At 71.1% G+C, this 17,274-nt stretch carries 15 protein-coding genes; 8 read left to right on the top strand and 7 right to left on the bottom strand.

The window, feature by feature from the left end; genetic code table 11:
• Positions 1–2 precede the first annotated feature (2 nt).
• A complete protein-coding gene (locus ACWEOE_RS13450) occupies positions 3–521 on the top strand; it encodes a hypothetical protein (RefSeq protein WP_452007928.1) in 519 nt (172 codons plus the stop codon).
• Positions 518–946: an Imm1 family immunity protein gene (locus ACWEOE_RS13445; protein WP_452007925.1), complete on the top strand. Its 429-nt coding sequence runs from the start codon at positions 518–520 to the stop codon at positions 944–946. Before ACWEOE_RS13450 ends, ACWEOE_RS13445 begins: the two co-directional genes overlap by 4 nt.
• Here ACWEOE_RS13445 and ACWEOE_RS13440 read toward each other — a convergent pair.
• Both ACWEOE_RS13440 and ACWEOE_RS13435 read right to left on the bottom strand, forming a co-directional pair.
• Complete coding sequence (locus ACWEOE_RS13440) at positions 935–1,642, bottom strand: PP2C family protein-serine/threonine phosphatase (RefSeq protein ID WP_452007923.1); 708 nt, start codon at positions 1,640–1,642, stop codon at positions 935–937. The genes ACWEOE_RS13445 and ACWEOE_RS13440 overlap by 12 nt on opposite strands.
• Positions 1,643–1,727: 85 nt before the next feature.
• Positions 1,728–2,687: a helix-turn-helix domain-containing protein gene (locus ACWEOE_RS13435; protein ID WP_452007921.1), complete on the bottom strand. Its 960-nt coding sequence runs from the start codon at positions 2,685–2,687 to the stop codon at positions 1,728–1,730.
• A gap of 152 nt (positions 2,688–2,839) precedes the next feature.
• Here ACWEOE_RS13435 and ACWEOE_RS13430 point away from each other — a divergent pair, with 152 nt between their 5' ends.
• Positions 2,840–3,793: a VOC family protein gene (locus tag ACWEOE_RS13430; RefSeq protein ID WP_452007918.1), complete on the top strand. Its 954-nt coding sequence runs from the start codon at positions 2,840–2,842 to the stop codon at positions 3,791–3,793.
• Positions 3,790–4,386, top strand: a complete 597-nt coding sequence (locus ACWEOE_RS13425) for an alpha/beta hydrolase (RefSeq protein ID WP_452007916.1) — start codon at positions 3,790–3,792, stop codon at positions 4,384–4,386. The genes ACWEOE_RS13430 and ACWEOE_RS13425 overlap by 4 nt, the downstream gene beginning before the upstream one ends.
• 512 nt (positions 4,387–4,898) lie before the next feature.
• On the opposite strand, the gene ACWEOE_RS13420 is transcribed toward ACWEOE_RS13425, so the two are convergent.
• On the bottom strand, positions 4,899–6,725 hold the full coding sequence (locus ACWEOE_RS13420) for a glycosyltransferase family 39 protein (RefSeq protein WP_452007915.1): 1,827 nt from the start codon (positions 6,723–6,725) through the stop codon (positions 4,899–4,901).
• Positions 6,722–8,008: a glycosyltransferase gene (locus tag ACWEOE_RS13415; protein WP_452007913.1), complete on the bottom strand. Its 1,287-nt coding sequence runs from the start codon at positions 8,006–8,008 to the stop codon at positions 6,722–6,724. Before ACWEOE_RS13415 ends, ACWEOE_RS13420 begins: the two co-directional genes overlap by 4 nt.
• Positions 8,009–8,117: 109 nt before the next feature.
• Here ACWEOE_RS13415 and ACWEOE_RS13410 point away from each other — a divergent pair, with 109 nt between their 5' ends.
• Both ACWEOE_RS13410 and ACWEOE_RS13405 read left to right on the top strand, forming a co-directional pair.
• Positions 8,118–8,708 carry a hypothetical protein gene (locus ACWEOE_RS13410; protein ID WP_452007910.1) on the top strand — a complete coding sequence of 197 codons (591 nt, stop codon included), beginning with the start codon at positions 8,118–8,120 and terminating at the stop codon, positions 8,706–8,708.
• A gap of 289 nt (positions 8,709–8,997) precedes the next feature.
• Positions 8,998–9,843, top strand: coding sequence for a hypothetical protein (locus ACWEOE_RS13405; RefSeq protein WP_452007907.1), 846 nt, complete (start codon positions 8,998–9,000; stop codon positions 9,841–9,843).
• A 184-nt stretch (positions 9,844–10,027) separates the two neighbouring features.
• Here ACWEOE_RS13405 and ACWEOE_RS13400 read toward each other — a convergent pair whose 3' ends face one another.
• From ACWEOE_RS13400 to ACWEOE_RS13390, 3 genes are all read right to left on the bottom strand, one after another.
• Positions 10,028–11,527 carry a sensor histidine kinase gene (locus ACWEOE_RS13400; protein WP_452007905.1) on the bottom strand — a complete coding sequence of 500 codons (1,500 nt, stop codon included), beginning with the start codon at positions 11,525–11,527 and terminating at the stop codon, positions 10,028–10,030.
• Positions 11,528–11,934: 407 nt separating this feature from the next.
• Positions 11,935–12,765, bottom strand: coding sequence for a fructosamine kinase family protein (locus ACWEOE_RS13395; protein WP_452007902.1), 831 nt, complete (start codon positions 12,763–12,765; stop codon positions 11,935–11,937).
• A gap of 12 nt (positions 12,766–12,777) precedes the next feature.
• A complete protein-coding gene (locus ACWEOE_RS13390) occupies positions 12,778–14,832 on the bottom strand; it encodes a fatty acid desaturase (RefSeq protein ID WP_452007899.1) in 2,055 nt (684 codons plus the stop codon).
• Between the two features lie 297 nt (positions 14,833–15,129).
• Here ACWEOE_RS13390 and tig point away from each other — a divergent pair, with 297 nt between their 5' ends.
• Together tig and ACWEOE_RS13380 are read left to right on the top strand one after the other, a co-directional pair.
• Complete coding sequence (gene tig, locus ACWEOE_RS13385) at positions 15,130–16,518, top strand: trigger factor (protein ID WP_452007896.1); 1,389 nt, start codon at positions 15,130–15,132, stop codon at positions 16,516–16,518.
• A 145-nt stretch (positions 16,519–16,663) separates the two neighbouring features.
• On the top strand, positions 16,664–17,263 hold the full coding sequence (locus ACWEOE_RS13380; RefSeq protein WP_452007894.1) for a ClpP family protease: 600 nt from the start codon (positions 16,664–16,666) through the stop codon (positions 17,261–17,263).
• The last annotated feature ends 11 nt before the right edge of the window (positions 17,264–17,274 follow it).

Here is a 17,274-nt window from a genome sequence, read left to right as displayed (position 1 = left end):
CCGTGGCTTCCGTATCTGATCTCGCCGCCGCGGTGCGCGCGGGTCTGACCGCAATCTCCACGGCCCGTACAGCGCTGGAGCGCGCCTACGCCCTCACCGGCGAACTGGCGAAGACGTGGCGTCGGGTGCTCATCGGGACGAACGATTCCGAGGCCGCCGGGCTACCCGCGCTGGAGGAGGCGACGACCCAGAGCATCGGCACCTGCCGTGCCGCGACCGCGCAGGCCGAGTCGCTGTTGACCGCCTACCTGGGCAGCCTCGCCGTGGATTTACCGGTGGCTCCGGCTCCGGCGGCCAAAGGTGTCACTCACACGTACGCCCAGCGGATCGCGCAGGCCAGAACAAGGGGTGGGGCAGTGATCGACCGGGCCGTGTGCGGCACCCGCGACACCGACCGCGAGCAGCCGTTCACCTGCGGACAAGTACCTACCCCGGTTCTTGTCACCAGGGCGCGCTCGCGGGTCGTGCAACCTGACGGGACAGTGAGGGTCTATACGGGTACCGAAATGGAGCGGCGATGACGACGGAGACCACGCTGGGCGCCAGCGTCCCCACCTGGCGCGACGGCCAGGAAGGCGGCGAATACGTCACCCTCGCCAGCCAGGACGACGTCACGCGGCTGGCGGAGCTGCTGGCGCAGCCGTGGGCCGACTCCGGTTCGATCCAGACCGAAAACTTGGTGTTGGACGTGCACCTGACCGACAAGTGGGGCTACATGTCGTATTACGGCGACGCCGGAAGCCTTGAAACGGACGGTGACCCGGCTTCACCGGAAGTCTTCGGAGAAGGTGGCCACCGAGCCGGAACCGGACTGCCGGTCGCCGACGTGGTCGCGGCGCTGCGGGAGTTCGTCGCTCCGGCGGGCAGCTGCCCCGGTCGGTGCCCTGGCGCGACACCTGAACACCAAGCAAAAGCCGGGACCTTTCACCGCCCCTCAGGCAGCTGAGGGAAATCGTTCGGTGACGACGGCGGCCACGTCCACCTCCGGCTGTTCGACGAAGAGCGCGGTGGCGTTGTCGGTGCCGCCGAGGGCGATGGCCGTCTCGACCAGAGCCGCGGCGCCGCGCGAGGGGTCGGCGAGGATGGCGTCGATGGTGGCGGGCGGCAGCACCTTGTGCACGCCGTCGCTCGTGAGCAACAGCCCGCCGCCGACGACTTCCGTGGTGCCGATCTCGTCGGGTTTCGTGGTGCGCACGCTCGTGGTGACCATGTGTTCCATGCGCGGCGAGTAGGGCTGGTGGCGAGCGCGGAAGTACTCGGCGAGCGTGTGGTCGGTGGTGAGCTTGCGGATCATGGTGCCGTCCCAGGCGTACGCGCGGGAGTCGCCGACCCAGGCGATGCGGTAGCCGCCGGGGAAGGGCATGGCGACCACGAGCACGGCGTCGCCGGTGCCGCCGAGTTCGCGCAGGGCGCACTGGGCGTTGAGGATGGCCGCCACTGGCCCGCTCTGCACGGGCGTGCGCGCGGCGGCGGCCGCCGCGGTCCGGGCGGCGCGGCCGGCGCCGGGGTCGTCGCCGACGCCGTCGGCCAGGGCGAAGGTGATGCCGGGGGCGCCGGCCAGGGCGTACGCGCTCACGGCGTCGGCGTTGCGCTCGCGTGGGCCCTGGGCGCTGGCGGTGTGCCAACGGGGGTAACCGGCCATCGTGACCTCCCGGGTGTCGGTAACTCCCAGAATGCGCGCGTTTCCTGGGAACAGTCTGAGACCCGGCTGTTTTTCCCCTGTTGGCCTAAACCACCGCTTCACGGAACTCGGCGGGCGGCAGTCCCGTGGCGTCCTTGAAGACCTGGCCGAAGTGCGAAGCCGAGGTGAAGCCCCACCGCGCGCCGATCGCCGCGACGGGCGTGGTGCGTTGCGCCGGGTCGGCCAGGTCACGCCGGCACTCGGCCACGCGGCGGTGGCGGATCCAGCCGGCGACGGTGTGTCCGCTGCCTCGGAAGAGCGAGTGCAGCGAGCGCACGGAGACGAAATGGGCGGCGGCGATCGTGTCCACGCGCAGACCGGGATCTTCGAGGTGTGCGTCGATGTAGGCGAGCACGGCTTCGCGGCGGCGGGTCAGGGCGTCGGCGGGTGCTCCGGCGTCGGCTTCGGTGCGGAGCATGGTGGCGGCGATGTCGAGCACGTGGCCGGCGACGACGATCGCCCCCGGGCTGCGCGCCGCTGCGCCGAGGGTGAGCGCGGCCGACCAGAACACCGGCGCGAGGCCTTTCTCGGCGGAGAACTTGCGGGCGACCAGTCCGGCGAAGGCTTCGGTGTCGTGGGCGCCGAGGGCGGCTTTGCGGAAGCGGACGTTGACGGAGCGGTAGCCGTCGCCGATGTCCATGGCCAGCGGGCGTTCGGAGTCGTAGAGGGCGAAGTCGCCGGCTTTGAGCGTGGTGGCGCGGCCTTCCTGGGTGACGCGTTTGTGGCCGTCGACCTGGAGGGTGAGCACGAAAGCGGGGTCGTGGGGCAACGCCAGGTCTTCGGCGCCGCGGCGCACGGTGTGCGGGCGGCAGGCGATGGCGAACGTGGCGAGCGCGCCGAGGTCGTGGTGGACGAAGGCGCCGGCGAACTTGTTCTGGCGCGCGAAGTCGTAGCTGAAGTTCAGGGCGACGCCGGTGTTCACGCGCCGCCGCCAGGTGCCGGGCCGGACCGCGACGGCGGTGCGGGGCACGGCTCGCTCGGCCTCGACGATCCTGGGACCGCGCATGGCTGCTCCCGTCGTTGGGCTCGGCGTCGGGCTTTCCCGCCGAGGCTACGCCCGTGCGCATCGACGACAGAAGTGTGCACTTTTCGGTGATGCGTGTCTCGTCTGTTCGGACGTATGTTCGATCGAGCCGACCGACGAAGAGAGGCTTGGCCATGGCGTACATCGAAGGGTCCCACCACATCACGCTGTCGGTGGGGCACGCGCAGGAGGACGTGGATTTCCACGTGCAGGTGCTGGGCATGCGCTTCATCAAGCGCACCGTGCTGTTCGACGGATCCTTGCCGATCTACCACCTGTACTACGCCAATGCGAATGGTGATCCGTCCAGTGTGGTCACCACGTTTCCCTGGGCGCAGGCGGGAAAGTTCGGCAAACGCGGCACGAACCAGGGGCGGGAGGTGCTGCTGTCGGTGCCTGCTTCGTCGCTGGAGTTCTGGAGCCGGCGGCTGGCTTCGTTCGACGTCCCCGCGCGCGACGCCGAGGTGTTCGGCAAGCGGCGTGTGCTGTTCTCGCACCCGAGCGGGATCGAGTACGCGCTCGTCGGCAACGACGGCGACGACCGCGTGGGCAACCCGGGCTCCGGCGTGCCACCGGAACACGCCATCCACGGGTTGCACGGCTTGGGGGTGCACGTGGTGACGCCGGATCGCACGGTGGAGTTCGCGGCGGAGACTTTCCACGCGCAGAGCGGGCTGGTGGAGGAAGGTGACCGCGTGGCGCTGCAGATCGGGAAGCAGGCACAGGGCAACCACCTGGAGATCACCGTGAACCGGGCCGACGAGCAGGGCACCTGGCGCTACGGTGCCGGCACGCTGCACCACTTCGCCTGGAACGCCGACACGCTGCAGAACCAGGACGAGCTCAAGTTCGAGGTGGAGGGCGACGGCTACACAGACATCTCGGAACTGAAGGACCGCAAGTACTTCAAGAGCGTCTACGTCCGCTCCCCGGCCGGCGCCCTCTTCGAGTTGGCGGTGACCCACGCCGACGGCGGCTGGGACTGCGACGAGTCCCCGCACGAGCTCGGACAGCGCTTCCAGCTCCCGGAGCAGTTCGAGGACCGCCGTGAGGAGATCATGGCCGCCCTGGAACCGATCGACGGATGACCCCGGTCTCCTGGGGCCCGGCCGACGCGCCGGTGATCGTGCTGGCCGTGCACGGGCGGGGGCAGGACCCTTCGTTCATGCGCTCGCTGTCCGCGCGCTTCGGCCCGGTGCCGGCCCGCTTCGTCGCCCCTGTGCCGTCTTCGGGCGACAGCTGGTATCCCTTGCCGTTCCTCTCACCCATCGCCGAAAACCAGCCGGCGCTGGACCGCGCTTTGGACGTGATGGAGGCTTCGCTGGACGGCCTTGACCCTTCGCGCGTGGTGCTCCTGGGCTTCTCCCAGGGCGCCTGCCTGCTGGCCCACCTCTTGCTGACCCGGCTCCGCCCGGTGGGCGCCGCGGTATTGCTCACCGGCGGCTACCTGGGCCCCACTCCGCTCGCCCCACCGCCTTTCCCGTACAACGGCATGCCGGTCCTCCTCCGCAGCATCTCGCAGGACCCGTGGGTACCCGCTTCGCGAGTCCACGAGACCGCACAGCTCCTGTCCGCCGCCGGCGCGAAGGTCGACGTCACCATCGCCCCGGGCACCGACCACACCATCACGGCCGAGGCCTGCTCGGCAGCTGCGGAGGTGATCCGCGGGCTCGCTTCCTGACGACGCGGCATGGTTGCGCCACTCTTACCCGGCGGCAGTGAAAGCTTGGGGCGCTTGGCCACCTCGGTACTTGCCGCGCTCGTGCCCAGGCCGCTCGGCTTTCGTCGCGTGAGTGGTGGAGAGCACCGGCGTTGCCGCGCGGGATGCGACCGCATCATGTGGCGGCGATGGCTTGGCGTGGTGCGGCGGGGTTGTCTTCGCGCGGAAAGTCTGTGCCGGAGGCCACGCCACCGGGCGGGGCGTGGCTTGCGGCCGTGAAGGCTTGTCGCGGTTGGTGTTTGGCACGCTTGGTCAAGATCGCGCGCTTCGCCCGACCGGGTCGCCGGCTGTGAGGGCTTGCGGCCGTTGGGGATTCGTGTGTGCCGCGCTCGTGCGCGGGCCACTCGGCATGGGCGCATGAGCGACGGAAGCGCTCGCGATGCTGTGTGACTGCCACCGAGCAGAAGCCGAGAGGCGAGGTCACTGCACCCCACCGCGACGCGGGGTGCAGTGACCTCCCCTGAAGCCGGGAGCTACTTCGTGAGGTCGTAAACCGTGGTGTTGCCGACCGCGGTGGCGGTGAAGGTGGCCGCGATCCATTCGGCGATGGCACTGGAGTTGCCCGCGCCACCGCCGCCGCCCGGGCCGCCGCCGGGGCCGCCGTCGACGTAGTAGGAGACTTGGCCGTTGGTCACGTACTGCTGGAATTCGGTGAGGGTGGGGGCGGGGTCGCTGCCGTCCCAGCCGCCGATGGCGATGACCGATTTGCCGCTGACGAGTTCGAGGCTCGCGGCGGATGGGGAGCCGGTGGTGGCTGCGGCCCAGGTCGTGGTGGTGCCCGCCAGGAGCTGGGAGAGTTCGCTGTTCGATTGGTCATCGCCGAAGCCGAAGCCGGCACCGAAGCCTGAGCCGACGTCCGAGGTGGCCGAGCCCGACGTGGGGATCGAGCCGGTGTGGGGCTGCGCCGCCGTATCGAGGGCGTAGGCCGCGGTGCCCAACCCCAACGTCAGCACACAGAAAGCCGCGAGGACGGTCACCGCGTGGCGAAGCGGTGCCACGCCGACGACCACAACCGTCGCGATCAGCAACCCCAGCGCCACGAGAACCCAGCGCAGCCAGGGCAGCCAGTCGGGCGTGCGGTCGAGGAGGATGAAGCTCCACACGGCCGTCACGGCGATCATCGCGCCGAGCACCGCGCGCGGAGCCTGGTGAGCGCGGCCGCGCCACAGGGCGTGGCCGGAAATCGCCACCACGGCGGCGATCGCGGGCGCGAGCTGAACCGAGTAGTACGGGTGCACGATCCCGCTCATGAAGCTGAACACCAAGCCGGTCACGAGCAGCCAGCCGCCCCACAACAGCAGTGCGGCGCGGGTGCGGTCGGTGCGGGCGCTGCGGCGCGTGAACCACAGGCCGGCGACCAGGCCGATCACCGCGGCGGGCAGCAGCCACGACACCTCCGTGCCGAAGCTCGCGCCGAACATCCGGCCGAGGCCGCTGCTGCCACCAAAGGCAGAACCACCTCCACCGAAGCCACCACCACCCGAGCCGCCGAAGATGCGGCTGAGGCCGTTGTACCCAAGAGCGAGCTCGAGAAGACTGTCACCCGTCGAACCACCGATGTACGGCCGCGAACCCGCGGGCCAGATCGACACCAGCGCCACGAACCAGCCCGCCGACACCAGCACTGCCGCACCCGCGCAAACCAGATGCAGCAAGCGCTTCCCCAGAGACGTCGGCGCAGCCACCAGATACGCCAACGCCAACCCCGGCACCACAAGAAACGCCTGCATCATCTTCGTCAGAAAACCGAACCCCACCGCCACCCCGGCGAACGTCAGCCACAGCGGGCTCGCCTTCTCCGCCGCCCGCACCGCGCAATACGCAGCCACGATCAACAACAGCACCAGCAACGCATCGGGATTGTTGAACCGGAACATCAACGCCGCCACGGGCGTCAACGCCAGCCCGGCACCCGCGAGCAACCCGGGCACCGGACCGGACACCCGGCGGACCGTCAGGTACAGCAACCCGACCGAAACGACGCCCATCAGCGCCTGCGGGGCCAGCACCGTGAAACTGGAGAAGCCGAAGACGCGGGCGAACGCCGTCCCCACCCACAGCGCGGCAGGCGGTTTGTCGACAGTGATCACGTTGCCGGCGTCGAGCGAGCCGAAGAGCCAGGCCTCGACGTTCTGCGTGCCCGACTGCACGGCGGCCGCGTAGAACGAGTTGCCGAACCCCGAAGCCGGGAGATCCCAGAAATACATTACGGCCGTGAGCACGAGGAGCCCGAACACCGCCGGACGAGTCCACGGCACAGGGCGCACCGAAACAGCGGGGACGGAGAGCGTGGCAGTCATTGAGACTCCTCGGACGGACGGCGGCGCGGGTTGAACACCCAGCCGCGCAGCAGCAGGAAGCGGAGCACCGTGGCGGCGAGGTTCGCCAGCACCAGCACGGTCGTCTCCAGCACGAGGCCCGGGTGGGTCGTGTGGTTGAGCAGCGCGAGCGAGCCGCTGGTGAGCACGAGGCCGAGACCGAACACGAGCAGGCCCTCGAACTGGTGCCGTCCGGCGCCACCCCGCCCACGGACGCCGAACGTGACCCGGCGGTTCACGGCGGTGTTGGCCACGGCCGTCACGAACAAGGCCAGGAAGTTCGCGGCCTGCGAGCCGATCCCGGTGCGCAGCACCAAGAACAACACGAGATACGCCGCGGTGCTGGCGACCCCGACGGCGGCGAACCGCACCAGCTGCTTCACCAGCCCGGGCGGCACACCGGGCGCGGTGACGCCGATCGGCTCGCGGCCCAGCTGCTCCCGCAGGAGGCGCACGGGGATCTCGCCGGTGAGTGTGGCGCGGGTGATGCGCACGATCCCCTTGAGGTCCTCGGTCGCGGTCGGGACGAGGTGCACCGACGAGCGCGGGTCGTCGACCCAGTCGACAGGGACCTCGTGGATCCGCAGGCCGGCGCGTTGCGCGAGCACGAGCAGCTCGGTGTCGAAGAACCAGCCCGTGTCGCGAACATGCGGCAGCAGGCGGCGCGCGACGTCCGCGCGGATGGCCTTGAAACCGCACTGTGCGTCGGAAAACCGGGCGGCGAGGGCGCTCCTGAGGATCAAGTTGTAGCAGCGCGAAATGAACTCGCGCTTCGGCCCGCGCACGACCCGCGCGCCCCGCGCGAGCCGGCTGCCGATCGCGAGGTCCGAGTGCCCGGACAGCAGCGGCGCCACGAGCGGCTGCAGCGCGGCGAGGTCGGTGGAGAGATCCACGTCCATGTAGGCCAGGACTTGAGCGTCCGAAGTGGACCAGACGGCGTTGAGGGCACGTCCGCGGCCCTTCTCGTCGAGGTGGTGCACCTGGACGTGCGCGAACTCGGCGGCGAGCTGCTCGGCGATTCTCAACGTGGCGTCGGTGCTCGCGTTGTCCGCGATCGTGATGCGATAGGTGCAGCCGGCGTGCGCTTCGAGGTGCGCGTGCAGCCGGCGGATGCACGGCTCGAGGTCGGTTTCCTCGTTGTACACCGGGATCACGACGTCGAGCACCGGCTGCGGCCCGCCGAGCCCGACCGGCGTCGAGCCGGGTCGCGGGCTCGGGACCCGGCCGGTGGTCCCCGTTACCCGGGAAGGTGCGGTGGCGTTCATGGGCTTCATCGTTCGGTCCGCGGCTTTGCCCGGCTTGTGGCATCGCTGTGGGTGGCCTGTGGGTCATTACACCAACGGGTGATCTTGAAGAAGCCCGTACGATGAGCGGATGCTGTTCGAAGCACGACTGCGGGAAGGCATCCACGCCGGGCACGTGACGGTGATGGTGCGGCGCTGGGCGCGCAACAAGGCGATCGCCGGGCACCGCTACCGCACGGGCGTGGACCTGATCGAGGTCGAGCACGTCGACGAGGTGCGCCCCGAAGACCTCACCGGCGCCGACGCCGTGGCGGCCGGGTACGCCGACCGCGCGGAACTGCTGGCGAGCATCCGCGGCGACGAGTCCGTGCCGTTGTACCGCGTGCAGTTCCACGTCGTGCCGGGCGGCGACCCGCGCGACACGCTCGCGGCCGCCGCGGCGCTCACGGCCGACGACGTCGAGGCGATTTCCGCACGGCTGCTGCGCTTCGACGCAGCCGGGCCCCACCCGTGGACCCGCGAAACGCTGGAGGCGATCGCGGCGAACCCGGGGCTGCGGGCGGGGACGCTGGCCGAGCGGCTCGGGTGGGACGAGCTGCTGGTGTTCAAGCGGTCGGTGCGCAAGCTGAAGGACCTGGGGCTGACCTTGTCGCTCGAGGTGGGCTACCGGATCTCGCCGCGAGGTGCGGCTTATCTCAGGATGTCGGGTCGTCCCCGCTGACACCGTCCACTGTGGTCGCGGTGTGGTTCTCGGCAACCCGGTTCGCGGCCGGGCGGTGGCGTCGTGGGAACCGGCGGTGGCCGCGGCCCAGGTGAGGACCACACGCGGAAGCTGCTTTCGGCCGTTCCGGGGACGCGGCGCGCCGAGGTGCGATCGGAGCGGGCACTTCCGGGCCGGAATTCTTGCCGTTGGCCCCCGGTGTTCCGGTGGCCGGGACCGGGGGTGAACGCTTCGCGCCGCTGTCTCGTACCCAGGAGGCCTTGCTCACCGAAGCAGAACGGAATTCCTCATGAGATCGCTCTCCTCGCGCCGGTTTCTCGGCGCCACCGCGCTGGCTGCGTGCCTCGCGCTCGGCCTTCCCGTCACGGCGGATGCCGCGACGCCGAACCAGGCCTGCCCGTCGTCGAACTGCGTCGCGGTCGGTCCGGACCTCGGCCAGGCGTACTCCGCGACACCCGACGGCCACGGCTCGGCGCTGGTCAGCAGCCGCGACGGGTCGATCACGAAAGTCGACCTCACCACCGGCGCGGCGCGCACGGTCGCGACCGGACTGGGCAACCTGCGGGGCGTGTCCGCCGACGGCGCGGGCACGGTCTACACCGGCGTGTTCGACGGCAGGGTGGTCGAGGTGAACTCCACGACCGGCTCGTCGGCCGTGATCGCCGACGGGCTCGGCTCGGTGTTGTCCGTCTTCTACCACGACGGCCACGTGTACGCGGGCGGCGTCGACGGTGTGGTGTGGGACCTCGTCGCGGGGCAGGCGCCGCGGCAGCTCGCCACCGGGCTCGGCGGGATCATGGACCTGGCCGCGGCCGGCGGCCGGGTGTGGGTGGTGTCGTTCACCGGCGAGGTTGCCTCGGTCGACGCCGTGACCGGCGCCCGCACCGACTTCGGCGGCGGCGATCTGTACGAGCCGAACGCGGTGAGCGTCGCGCCTGGTGGCACCGCGTACTTCGTCGCCGGCACCGGCGACTTCCACCGCATCGACACCGCCACGGGCTCGACCCCGCTGCTCGCGAGGTTCTACGGGATCAGCCCGCTCGACTTCGAGTTCCAGCAGGACGGCACCGCGCTGGCCCTCGACTCGTCCGGCTGGAACGCCCGGTTGTGGAAGATCACCGGCCCCGCGTCCTGACCGCGGCCGGACCCGGCCGGCGACGCTGCCCGGCCGGCCCCCCGGTAACCGCGCGACGGCGATCTCCAGCCACCGCAGGTCGCCGTGCGACGCGAACGACGAGGTTGTGGCACGACCACGCGATCGATCACCTGGGGTACGGCTTCCCGCTGGGCCGCCGGGGACACCGCGACCGCGGTCGTGGTCATCCCGTCGCTTCGATCCGCGCCACCGGCGAGCCGGTGCGTTGCGCCGGAACCACCACGGGCAGCCGGACGGCGAACTCCGTGCGTCCCGGCACGCTCTGCACCTCGATCGTCCCGTGGTGCGCCACCAGCACCGCCGCCGCGATGGCCATGCCGAGCCCGGTGGAGCCGGCGGCGCGGGAGCGGGACGAGTCGCCGCGGGCGAAGCGTTCGAACACGGCCGGGAGGAGGTCCGACGGGATGCCGGGGCCGTTGTCGGTGACCGTGACGACCGCCGTGCCGTCGGGCGACTGCGCCAGGGACGTGACGACGGTGGTGCCGGGCGGGGTGTGCACCCGGGCGTTGGCCAGCAGGTTGGCCAGGACCTGGTGCAGGCGCTGCACGTCGCCGACCACGAGCACCGGCGCCTCGGGCAGGCGCAGCTCCCAGTGGTGCGAAGGACCGGCCACGTGGGCGTCGCTCACGGTGTCGGCGACCAGGCGGGCCAGGTCGACCTCCGCGAGGTCCAGCGGACGGCCCGCGTCGAGCCGGGCCAGCAGCAGGAGGTCTTCCACGAGGGTCGTCATGCGGTCGGCCTCGGACTCGATGCGGGTCATGGAGCGGGCGACGTCCGGGCTCAGCGCCATGCGGCTCGCGAGCTCGGCGTAACCGCGGATGGCGGCCAGGGGCGTACGCAGCTCGTGGCTCGCGTCGGCGACGAAGCGGCGCACGCGCATTTCGCTGGCGTGCCGGGCTTCCAGCGCGGCGGAGATGTGGCCCAGCATGAGGTTGAGCGCCGAGCCGAGCTGACCGACCTCCGTGCGCGGGTCGGTGTCGCCGTCGGGCACGCGCACGGAGAGGTCGACGTGACCGCGGTCCAACGGCAGCTCGGAGACCTGCGCGGCCGTCGCGGCGACGCGGTCGAGCGGGCGCAGCGTGCGCCGCACCGCGAAGGCGCCGACGAAGGCCGCGCCGATCACCCCGGCGGCCGCGACGCCGAACAGGATCAGCCCGACGGTGAGCAGCGTCTGGTGCACCTGTTCGAGCGGTACGCCGGTCACGACCACGCCGTCGGGGATCGGGGCGGCGGTGAGGCGGTAGTCGCCGAGGTCGCCGACGGTGCGGGTGTATGCACGGCCGTCGGCGGGCAGGCTCTGCAGGGCCGCGAGCTGGTCGGCGGTGAGCGTCACGCGCTGGCCGTGCTGGGACAGCGAGCCGCCGTCGACCAGTTGACCGCCGGAGAAGTGGGCGTTGACGGTGCCGACGCCCTGTCCCGGCGCGTCGAGCGGGTTGTGCCCGCCCAGCGGCCCGCCGTGCAGCGCGAAGTCCCGGGCGCGCCCGGCCGCGGCGTAGAGCTGCCCGTCGGTCTGGTCGATGAGGAACGCCCGCAGCGCGAACTCGCTCACCACCCCGATCACCAGGCACACCAGCGACAGCAGTGCGACGATCGACACGGTGAGCCTTGCGCGCAGCGAAAGCCGCCCCAGGCGGGGTGAGGCGGTGTGCGCGCGCGATGTCATCCCCCGAGCGTGCGGGTGCCGGGTGTGGGCCGCATGTGTGCTGCCTGTGAGCCCGCTGTGATGTCAGGCATGCGGCGAAAAGTCGGGTCACAGGAGCGGCTGACCACGGGCACGGTGCCCGCACCGGCACCACCCCGACCGTGGTCGTCGTTCCCCCTTCGAAGAGGAGCACACCATGCCGACGCCACCGTCCACTCAGGACACTGTTACCACCGAGCACACCGTGGGTGCGCCCCGGCGCGGGCCAGGGTGGCCCCGGGCAACGCTTCGGACCCGGCGGTGCAGGCGGCCTCGGCCAGGCCCTCCGCGGTGAGTTCACGACCACCGGCGAGAGGTCACGATCATCGCCACCACCTACGGCGACACGGCCACCACCACGTCCATCACAGAGGCATCCGGAGATGCAGTCACAGTGATTCCCGCGCTGCCGCAAGGGCTTGCTCTGCATAGGACCGTCCGAACAGGACGGTGTGCACGAGCAGCGGGAACAACTGGTGCAGCGGCACCCGCTCCCGCCACCCGGCGGCCAGCGGCGCCACCTCGTCGTACGCGGCCACGACGTCGTCGAGGTGCGGGCAGCCGAACAGCCGCAGCATCGCGAGATCCGTCTCCCGGTGCCCGCCGTGGGCGGCCGGGTCGATGAGGCGGACGCCGGTGCCGGTCCACAGGACGTTGCCGTTCCAGAGATCCCCGTGCAACCGGGCGGGGCTCTCACCCGGCCCGGCGACCTCGCCGAACCGCGCGCACGCCCGTTCGAAGACCCGGGCCTCCGCCGCCGCAAGCGTCCCGGCGTCCACCGCCGTTCGCACGTACGGCAGCACCCGCTGCTCGGCGTACCACCGCGGCCAGTCGGTGCCGGTCACGTTCGCCATCGGCGCCGTCCCGATCCACGCGGCCACCGGCCCGCCCGGCGGCGGCGACCCGAACGCGGGGGCGCCGGCCACGTGCAGCCGGGCCAACCCCCGTCCGAAGTTCCGCGCGGCGGCCACCGTCGGACGCGCGGGAGAAACCCGCTCCAGCACCAGCCACTCGTCGTCGGCGCCCAGCACCGCAACCACCGGCACGGCCCGGGCGGAAGCGAGCCACCGCAGTCCCGCGGCCTCCGCGGCGGCCGCACCGGGGGCGTGTTTGACGACGACCCACCCGTCGCTCAGCCGGGCTTCGGTCAACACCCCGGAGCGCACGGACAGCACTTCCCGGCCCGTGAGCCGGGCGACGACCTCAGCGGCGGAACCCATCCGGCGAGGCTCTCACCGGTCGTAGTCGACCGCCAGCTCGGGCGTGGTCGGGCGGGCGCGGCAGGTCAGGATGCGGTTGTCGGCGACGTCGACCTCCGTCAGCGCGTACTGCACGTCCATGTCCACGCGGCCGCGCACGAGCTTCGCCACGCAGCTGCCGCACGCGCCGCCGGTGCACGAGTACGGCACGTCGAGCCGGGCGCGCAGTGCAGCGTCGAGCACGGTCTCGCCCGGTCGCGTCACGATGTCCGTCACCGTCCGCCCGACCGTGACGGACAAGGCCGCCGGCGAGCCTTTCGGGCTGCGCGCCGGCGCACCGGCGAAGAGCTCGAACTGCACGTCCTCGTCGGGCACGTAGGCCTCGCGCAGCGTGCGGCGCACCGTGTCGAGCAGGCCGCGCGGGCCGCACAAGAACCACTGGTCGACCTTCGCCGGGTGCAGCCGGTTCTGCAGCAGCGCCCGCAGCCGGGTCGCGTCCAGGCGGCCACTGCGGTAGCGCTCGTGCGAGATCGCCAGCGCCTCGCCGACGGTGTCGAAGTGCCGCACCGGCCGGTGCGCGTGCAGGTCGGGATCACGCACGTCGGTGCGAAAGTGGACCACGTGCAGCCGGCCCGCGCCCTCGCGCGCGAGCGCCGAGAGCTCGTCGGCGAACATTGTGCTCGCGCCGGAGGTGTTGACGTACAACAAGGTCACGCGGCTGTGGGTCTCGGTGCGCAGCACGCTCGAGAGGATCGACAGCACCGGCGTGATGCCGCTGCCCGCCGCCAGCATCACGTAGTGCGCGGAGCGGTCCGCGCGCGGCGAGAGCGCGAAGCCACCGGAGGGCGGCAGCACCTCCAGCACGTCACCCGGCTTCAGGAGCGTGGTCGCGAACGCCGAGAACGTGCCACCAGGCCGGCGTTTCACGGCGATCCGCAGCGACGCCGAGCCGGCGGGGGAGCAGATCGAGTACGTGCGCCGGACCACGGTGCCGTCGACCGCCGTGCGCACCGCCACGTGCTGGCCGGGCACGTGGCGGAACGTCTCGCGCAGCCCGTCGGGCACGGTGAAGGTGACCACCACGGCGTCCTGCGTCACCGGTTCCACCGCGGCGACCCGCAACGCGTGGAACTGCCGCGGCCCGTGGCGCGACGGCTCGGGTGGCGGGGTCTTCTCGAAACACTCTGTGAGATGGCGCCACGCGCGGTACTCGTCGGCGGTCAGCTCGCGGCCCCACGCCGTGGTGATCGGGACCTCGCGCGCCAGGTAGGCGTCGCGGTTGTCGTTCCACGCGCGCACGTAGCGGTGGAACGGGATTCCCGGGTGCAGGTGGTGCACGAGGTGGTAGTTCTGCGACAGCATGATCGGCGTCATCAGCCACTCCAGCCCCACGCGCACCCGCGCGGCGCCGAAGCGGTTCTCGGCGAGACCGTGGTGGGGCAGCCAGTCGAACCACCAGGCCAGCAGCGCGAGCCCGAGCCGCTGCGGGATCAGGTAGACCGCCAGCAGCTCCCAGCCGTGGCCGGACGCCAGCACCGCGACCACCATCGCGGCGAACGCGGTGAGCGCCACCAGCGTCTCGGCGCGTTCCGCACGCGGGCGGCCGTGCGCGCGGCGGGAGTAGAAGCGGGCGTACCAGAGGTCGATCGTCAGCCAGCGCAACGGCAGCTGCCACCACGGGCCCTGCGTGGTCCACGCGTCCGGGTCGGTGCTCGCGTCGGCGTTGGTGTTGCGGTGGTGCTCGAGGTGGATGAAGCGCAGCAGCGGGAACGAGCCGTAGGCCGCCACGAACAGCATCGCCAGGCGGCCGAGCACCTCGTTGAGCCAGGTGAGCTTGCCCGCGGCGTGGTGGGCCGACTCGTGCGCGACGGTGAACATCGTGAACGTGACCAGCGCGTGCAGCGGGATCGTGACCCACAGCGGCGCGAGCCCGGTGAGCAGCAGCCACGTGGTCGTGACCCACCCGGCCAGGCCGGCGGTGAACAGCACGAGCGTGGGCAGCGACGCGGGCGCGAGCGGGATCCGAGGGCTGGGCACGGTCGGGCCGTGCTGCTCCCCGGTGCCGAGCCGGCTGTCGACGACGGGCATCGAGCGGTCTCCTCGGTCGATCGCTCCTGGCCAAGCGGTGAAAACCTAGACAACCGGGCGGGGTTTGTAAATCGTTTTGCCGAGGAATCGGCGTCGGCCGGGGAAAGGCGCAGGCCGTGCGCCGGGTCCACGACGAGGCCGGCCCGCGCTCGACCGCTGATCGGGAGGGGTGTCAGGGTGCCCCCGACCAGGTCCGGTCACGCCACTGGCCTAGACTCGGCTGTCCCGGTCGGCAGGTGACCGGGGCCGTCCTGAAGGACTGACCACCCACATCGTTTACCGCTCGAGGAGAAGACCTTGAAGAGCACCGTCGAGCAGCTCAGCCCGACGCGAGTCAAGATCAATGTCGAGGTGCCGTTCGACGAGCTCAAGCCGAACTTCGACCGCGCCTACCGCAAGATCGCCCAGCAGGTGCGCATCCCGGGCTTCCGGCCCGGCAAGGCGCCCGCTCGCGTCCTGGAAAGCCGGATCGGCCGTGCGCCGGTGCTCGACGAGGTCGTCAACGAAGCCATCCCGGCCAAGTACATCGAGGCCGTCCGCGCCGGTGAGGTCCGCACGCTGGGCCAGCCGGAGTTCGAGGTGACCAAGCTCGAGGACCGCGACGTCCTGGAGTTCAGCGCCGAGGTCGACGTGCGGCCGGAGATCGAGCTGCCCGACCTCGCGGGCCTCGAGGTGAGCGTCGACGACGTCGAGACCACCGACGCGGAGGTCGACGAGCAGCTCGACGAGCTGCGCGCCCGCTTCGGCACCCTGACCGGTGTCGAGCGTCCCGCCGAGAACGGCGACTTCGTGTCGATCGACTTGTCGGCCACGGTCGACGGCACCGCCGTGGAGGAAGCCTCCACCAGCGGCCTGTCCTACGAGATCGGCTCCGGCCAGCTCGTGGACGGCATCGACGAGGCCATCATCGGCGCGAGCCAGGGCGAGACGAAGACCTTCACCACGAAGCTCGTGGCCGGCGAGTTCGCCGGGCAGGACGCCGAGGTCACCGTCACCCTGCAGTCGGTGAAGCAGCGCGAGCTGCCCGAGGCCGACGACGAGTTCGCGCAGCTCGCGAGCGAGTTCGACACCATCGACGAGCTGAAGAGCGACCTTCGGGAGCGCCTCGGCCGCGTCAAGAAGATGCAGCAGGGCGTGCAGGCTCGCGACAAGATCCTCGACATCCTCCTGGAGCGCACCGAGGTGCCGATCCCGGAGAAGGTGCTCGAGGCCGAGATCGAGAACCGCAAGCACGACGCGGTGCACCCGTTCGACCACGACGAGGCGAAGTTCGCCGAGGCGCTCGAGGCCGAGGGTCGCACGCTGGACGAGTTCAACACCGAGGTCCAGGAGGAGTCGGAGAAGGCGGTGCGCACCCAGCTGCTGCTGGACACGATCGCCGACAAGGAGAAGACCTCCGTCAACGACGGCGAGCTCACCGAGCGCATCATGTACCAGGCCCAGCGCTTCGGCATCAGCCCGGACGAGTACGTGCAGCGCGCGCAGCAGTCGGGCCAGCTCACGGCCATCTACGCCGACGTGCGCCGCGGCAAGGCGCTCGCGTCGGTGGTGCGCGGCACGACCGTCAAGGACGCCTCCGGCGCCGAGATCGACCTGACCGAGCTGTTCGGTGCCGACGAGGCCGACGCGCCCGCCGGCGACGAGACGCAGGTCACCGAGGAAGCGGCCGCTACCCCTGCGGAGTGACGCTGTGAGCGAACTTGGGCGGTGTCGGGCATTCCGCACCGCCCGAGTTCGTTAGGGTCGTTTGCAAGACCTCAAGGCATCTGAACACGACAGCGGTGGCCCGGTACGACGAAGGGCCGCCGCCGGCGAATAAAGGCAGGCAGACGTGAAGCAGCACATGCCCGAGGGGCGGACCGGCACCTCCGGACTCAACCTCACCGACTCGGTGTTCGAGCGGTTGCTCCAGGAGCGCATCGTCGTCCTCGGTTCCGAGGTCAACGACGAGGTGGCCAACCGGATCACCGCGCAGCTGTTGCTGCTCGACGCGGACGACGGCGAGTCCGACATCCGGTTCTACATCAACTCGCCGGGTGGCTCGGTCACCGCCGGGTTCGCCATCTACGACACCATGCAGCTGATCCGCCCGGACGTGGCCACCTACGCCATGGGCATGGCGGCCTCGATGGGGCAGTTCCTGCTCTCGTCGGGCACGCCGGGCAAGCGGTACGCGCTCCCGCACGCCAGGATCCTGATGCACCAGCCGTCGGCCGGTGTCGGCGGTACCGCGTCCGACATCGCGATCCAGGCCGACCTGTACAACAAGTGGAAGCAGGAGCTCGCCCGCATCACGGCCGAGCAGACCGGCCAGACCACGGAGCAGATCGTCAAGGACGGCGACCGCGACCGCTGGTTCACGGCGCAGGAGGCGAAGGAATACGGCTTCGTCGACCACGTGCTGTCGGCCGGCATCACCTCGAACAACTGAGCGCGAAGCAC

Source organism: Amycolatopsis sp. NPDC004368 (assembly GCF_053602515.1).
The sequence above is the reverse complement of the archived record's forward strand: the minus strand, read 5'-3'. Positions and strand labels throughout refer to the sequence as shown.

Coding starts and splice junctions, on each gene's coding strand:
- ACWEOE_RS13445 (WP_452007925.1), top strand. CDS start 518: ATGACGACGGAGACCACGCTGGGCGCCAGCGTCCCCACCTGGCGCGAC.
- ACWEOE_RS13440 (WP_452007923.1), bottom strand. CDS start 1,642: ATGGCCGGTTACCCCCGTTGGCACACCGCCAGCGCCCAGGGCCCACGC.
- ACWEOE_RS13435 (WP_452007921.1), bottom strand. CDS start 2,687: ATGCGCGGTCCCAGGATCGTCGAGGCCGAGCGAGCCGTGCCCCGCACC.
- ACWEOE_RS13430 (WP_452007918.1), top strand. CDS start 2,840: ATGGCGTACATCGAAGGGTCCCACCACATCACGCTGTCGGTGGGGCAC.
- ACWEOE_RS13425 (WP_452007916.1), top strand. CDS start 3,790: ATGACCCCGGTCTCCTGGGGCCCGGCCGACGCGCCGGTGATCGTGCTG.
- ACWEOE_RS13420 (WP_452007915.1), bottom strand. CDS start 6,725: ATGACTGCCACGCTCTCCGTCCCCGCTGTTTCGGTGCGCCCTGTGCCG.
- ACWEOE_RS13415 (WP_452007913.1), bottom strand. CDS start 8,008: ATGAACGCCACCGCACCTTCCCGGGTAACGGGGACCACCGGCCGGGTC.
- ACWEOE_RS13410 (WP_452007910.1), top strand. CDS start 8,118: ATGCTGTTCGAAGCACGACTGCGGGAAGGCATCCACGCCGGGCACGTG.
- ACWEOE_RS13405 (WP_452007907.1), top strand. CDS start 8,998: ATGAGATCGCTCTCCTCGCGCCGGTTTCTCGGCGCCACCGCGCTGGCT.
- ACWEOE_RS13400 (WP_452007905.1), bottom strand. CDS start 11,527: ATGACATCGCGCGCGCACACCGCCTCACCCCGCCTGGGGCGGCTTTCG.
- ACWEOE_RS13395 (WP_452007902.1), bottom strand. CDS start 12,765: ATGGGTTCCGCCGCTGAGGTCGTCGCCCGGCTCACGGGCCGGGAAGTG.
- ACWEOE_RS13390 (WP_452007899.1), bottom strand. CDS start 14,832: ATGCCCGTCGTCGACAGCCGGCTCGGCACCGGGGAGCAGCACGGCCCG.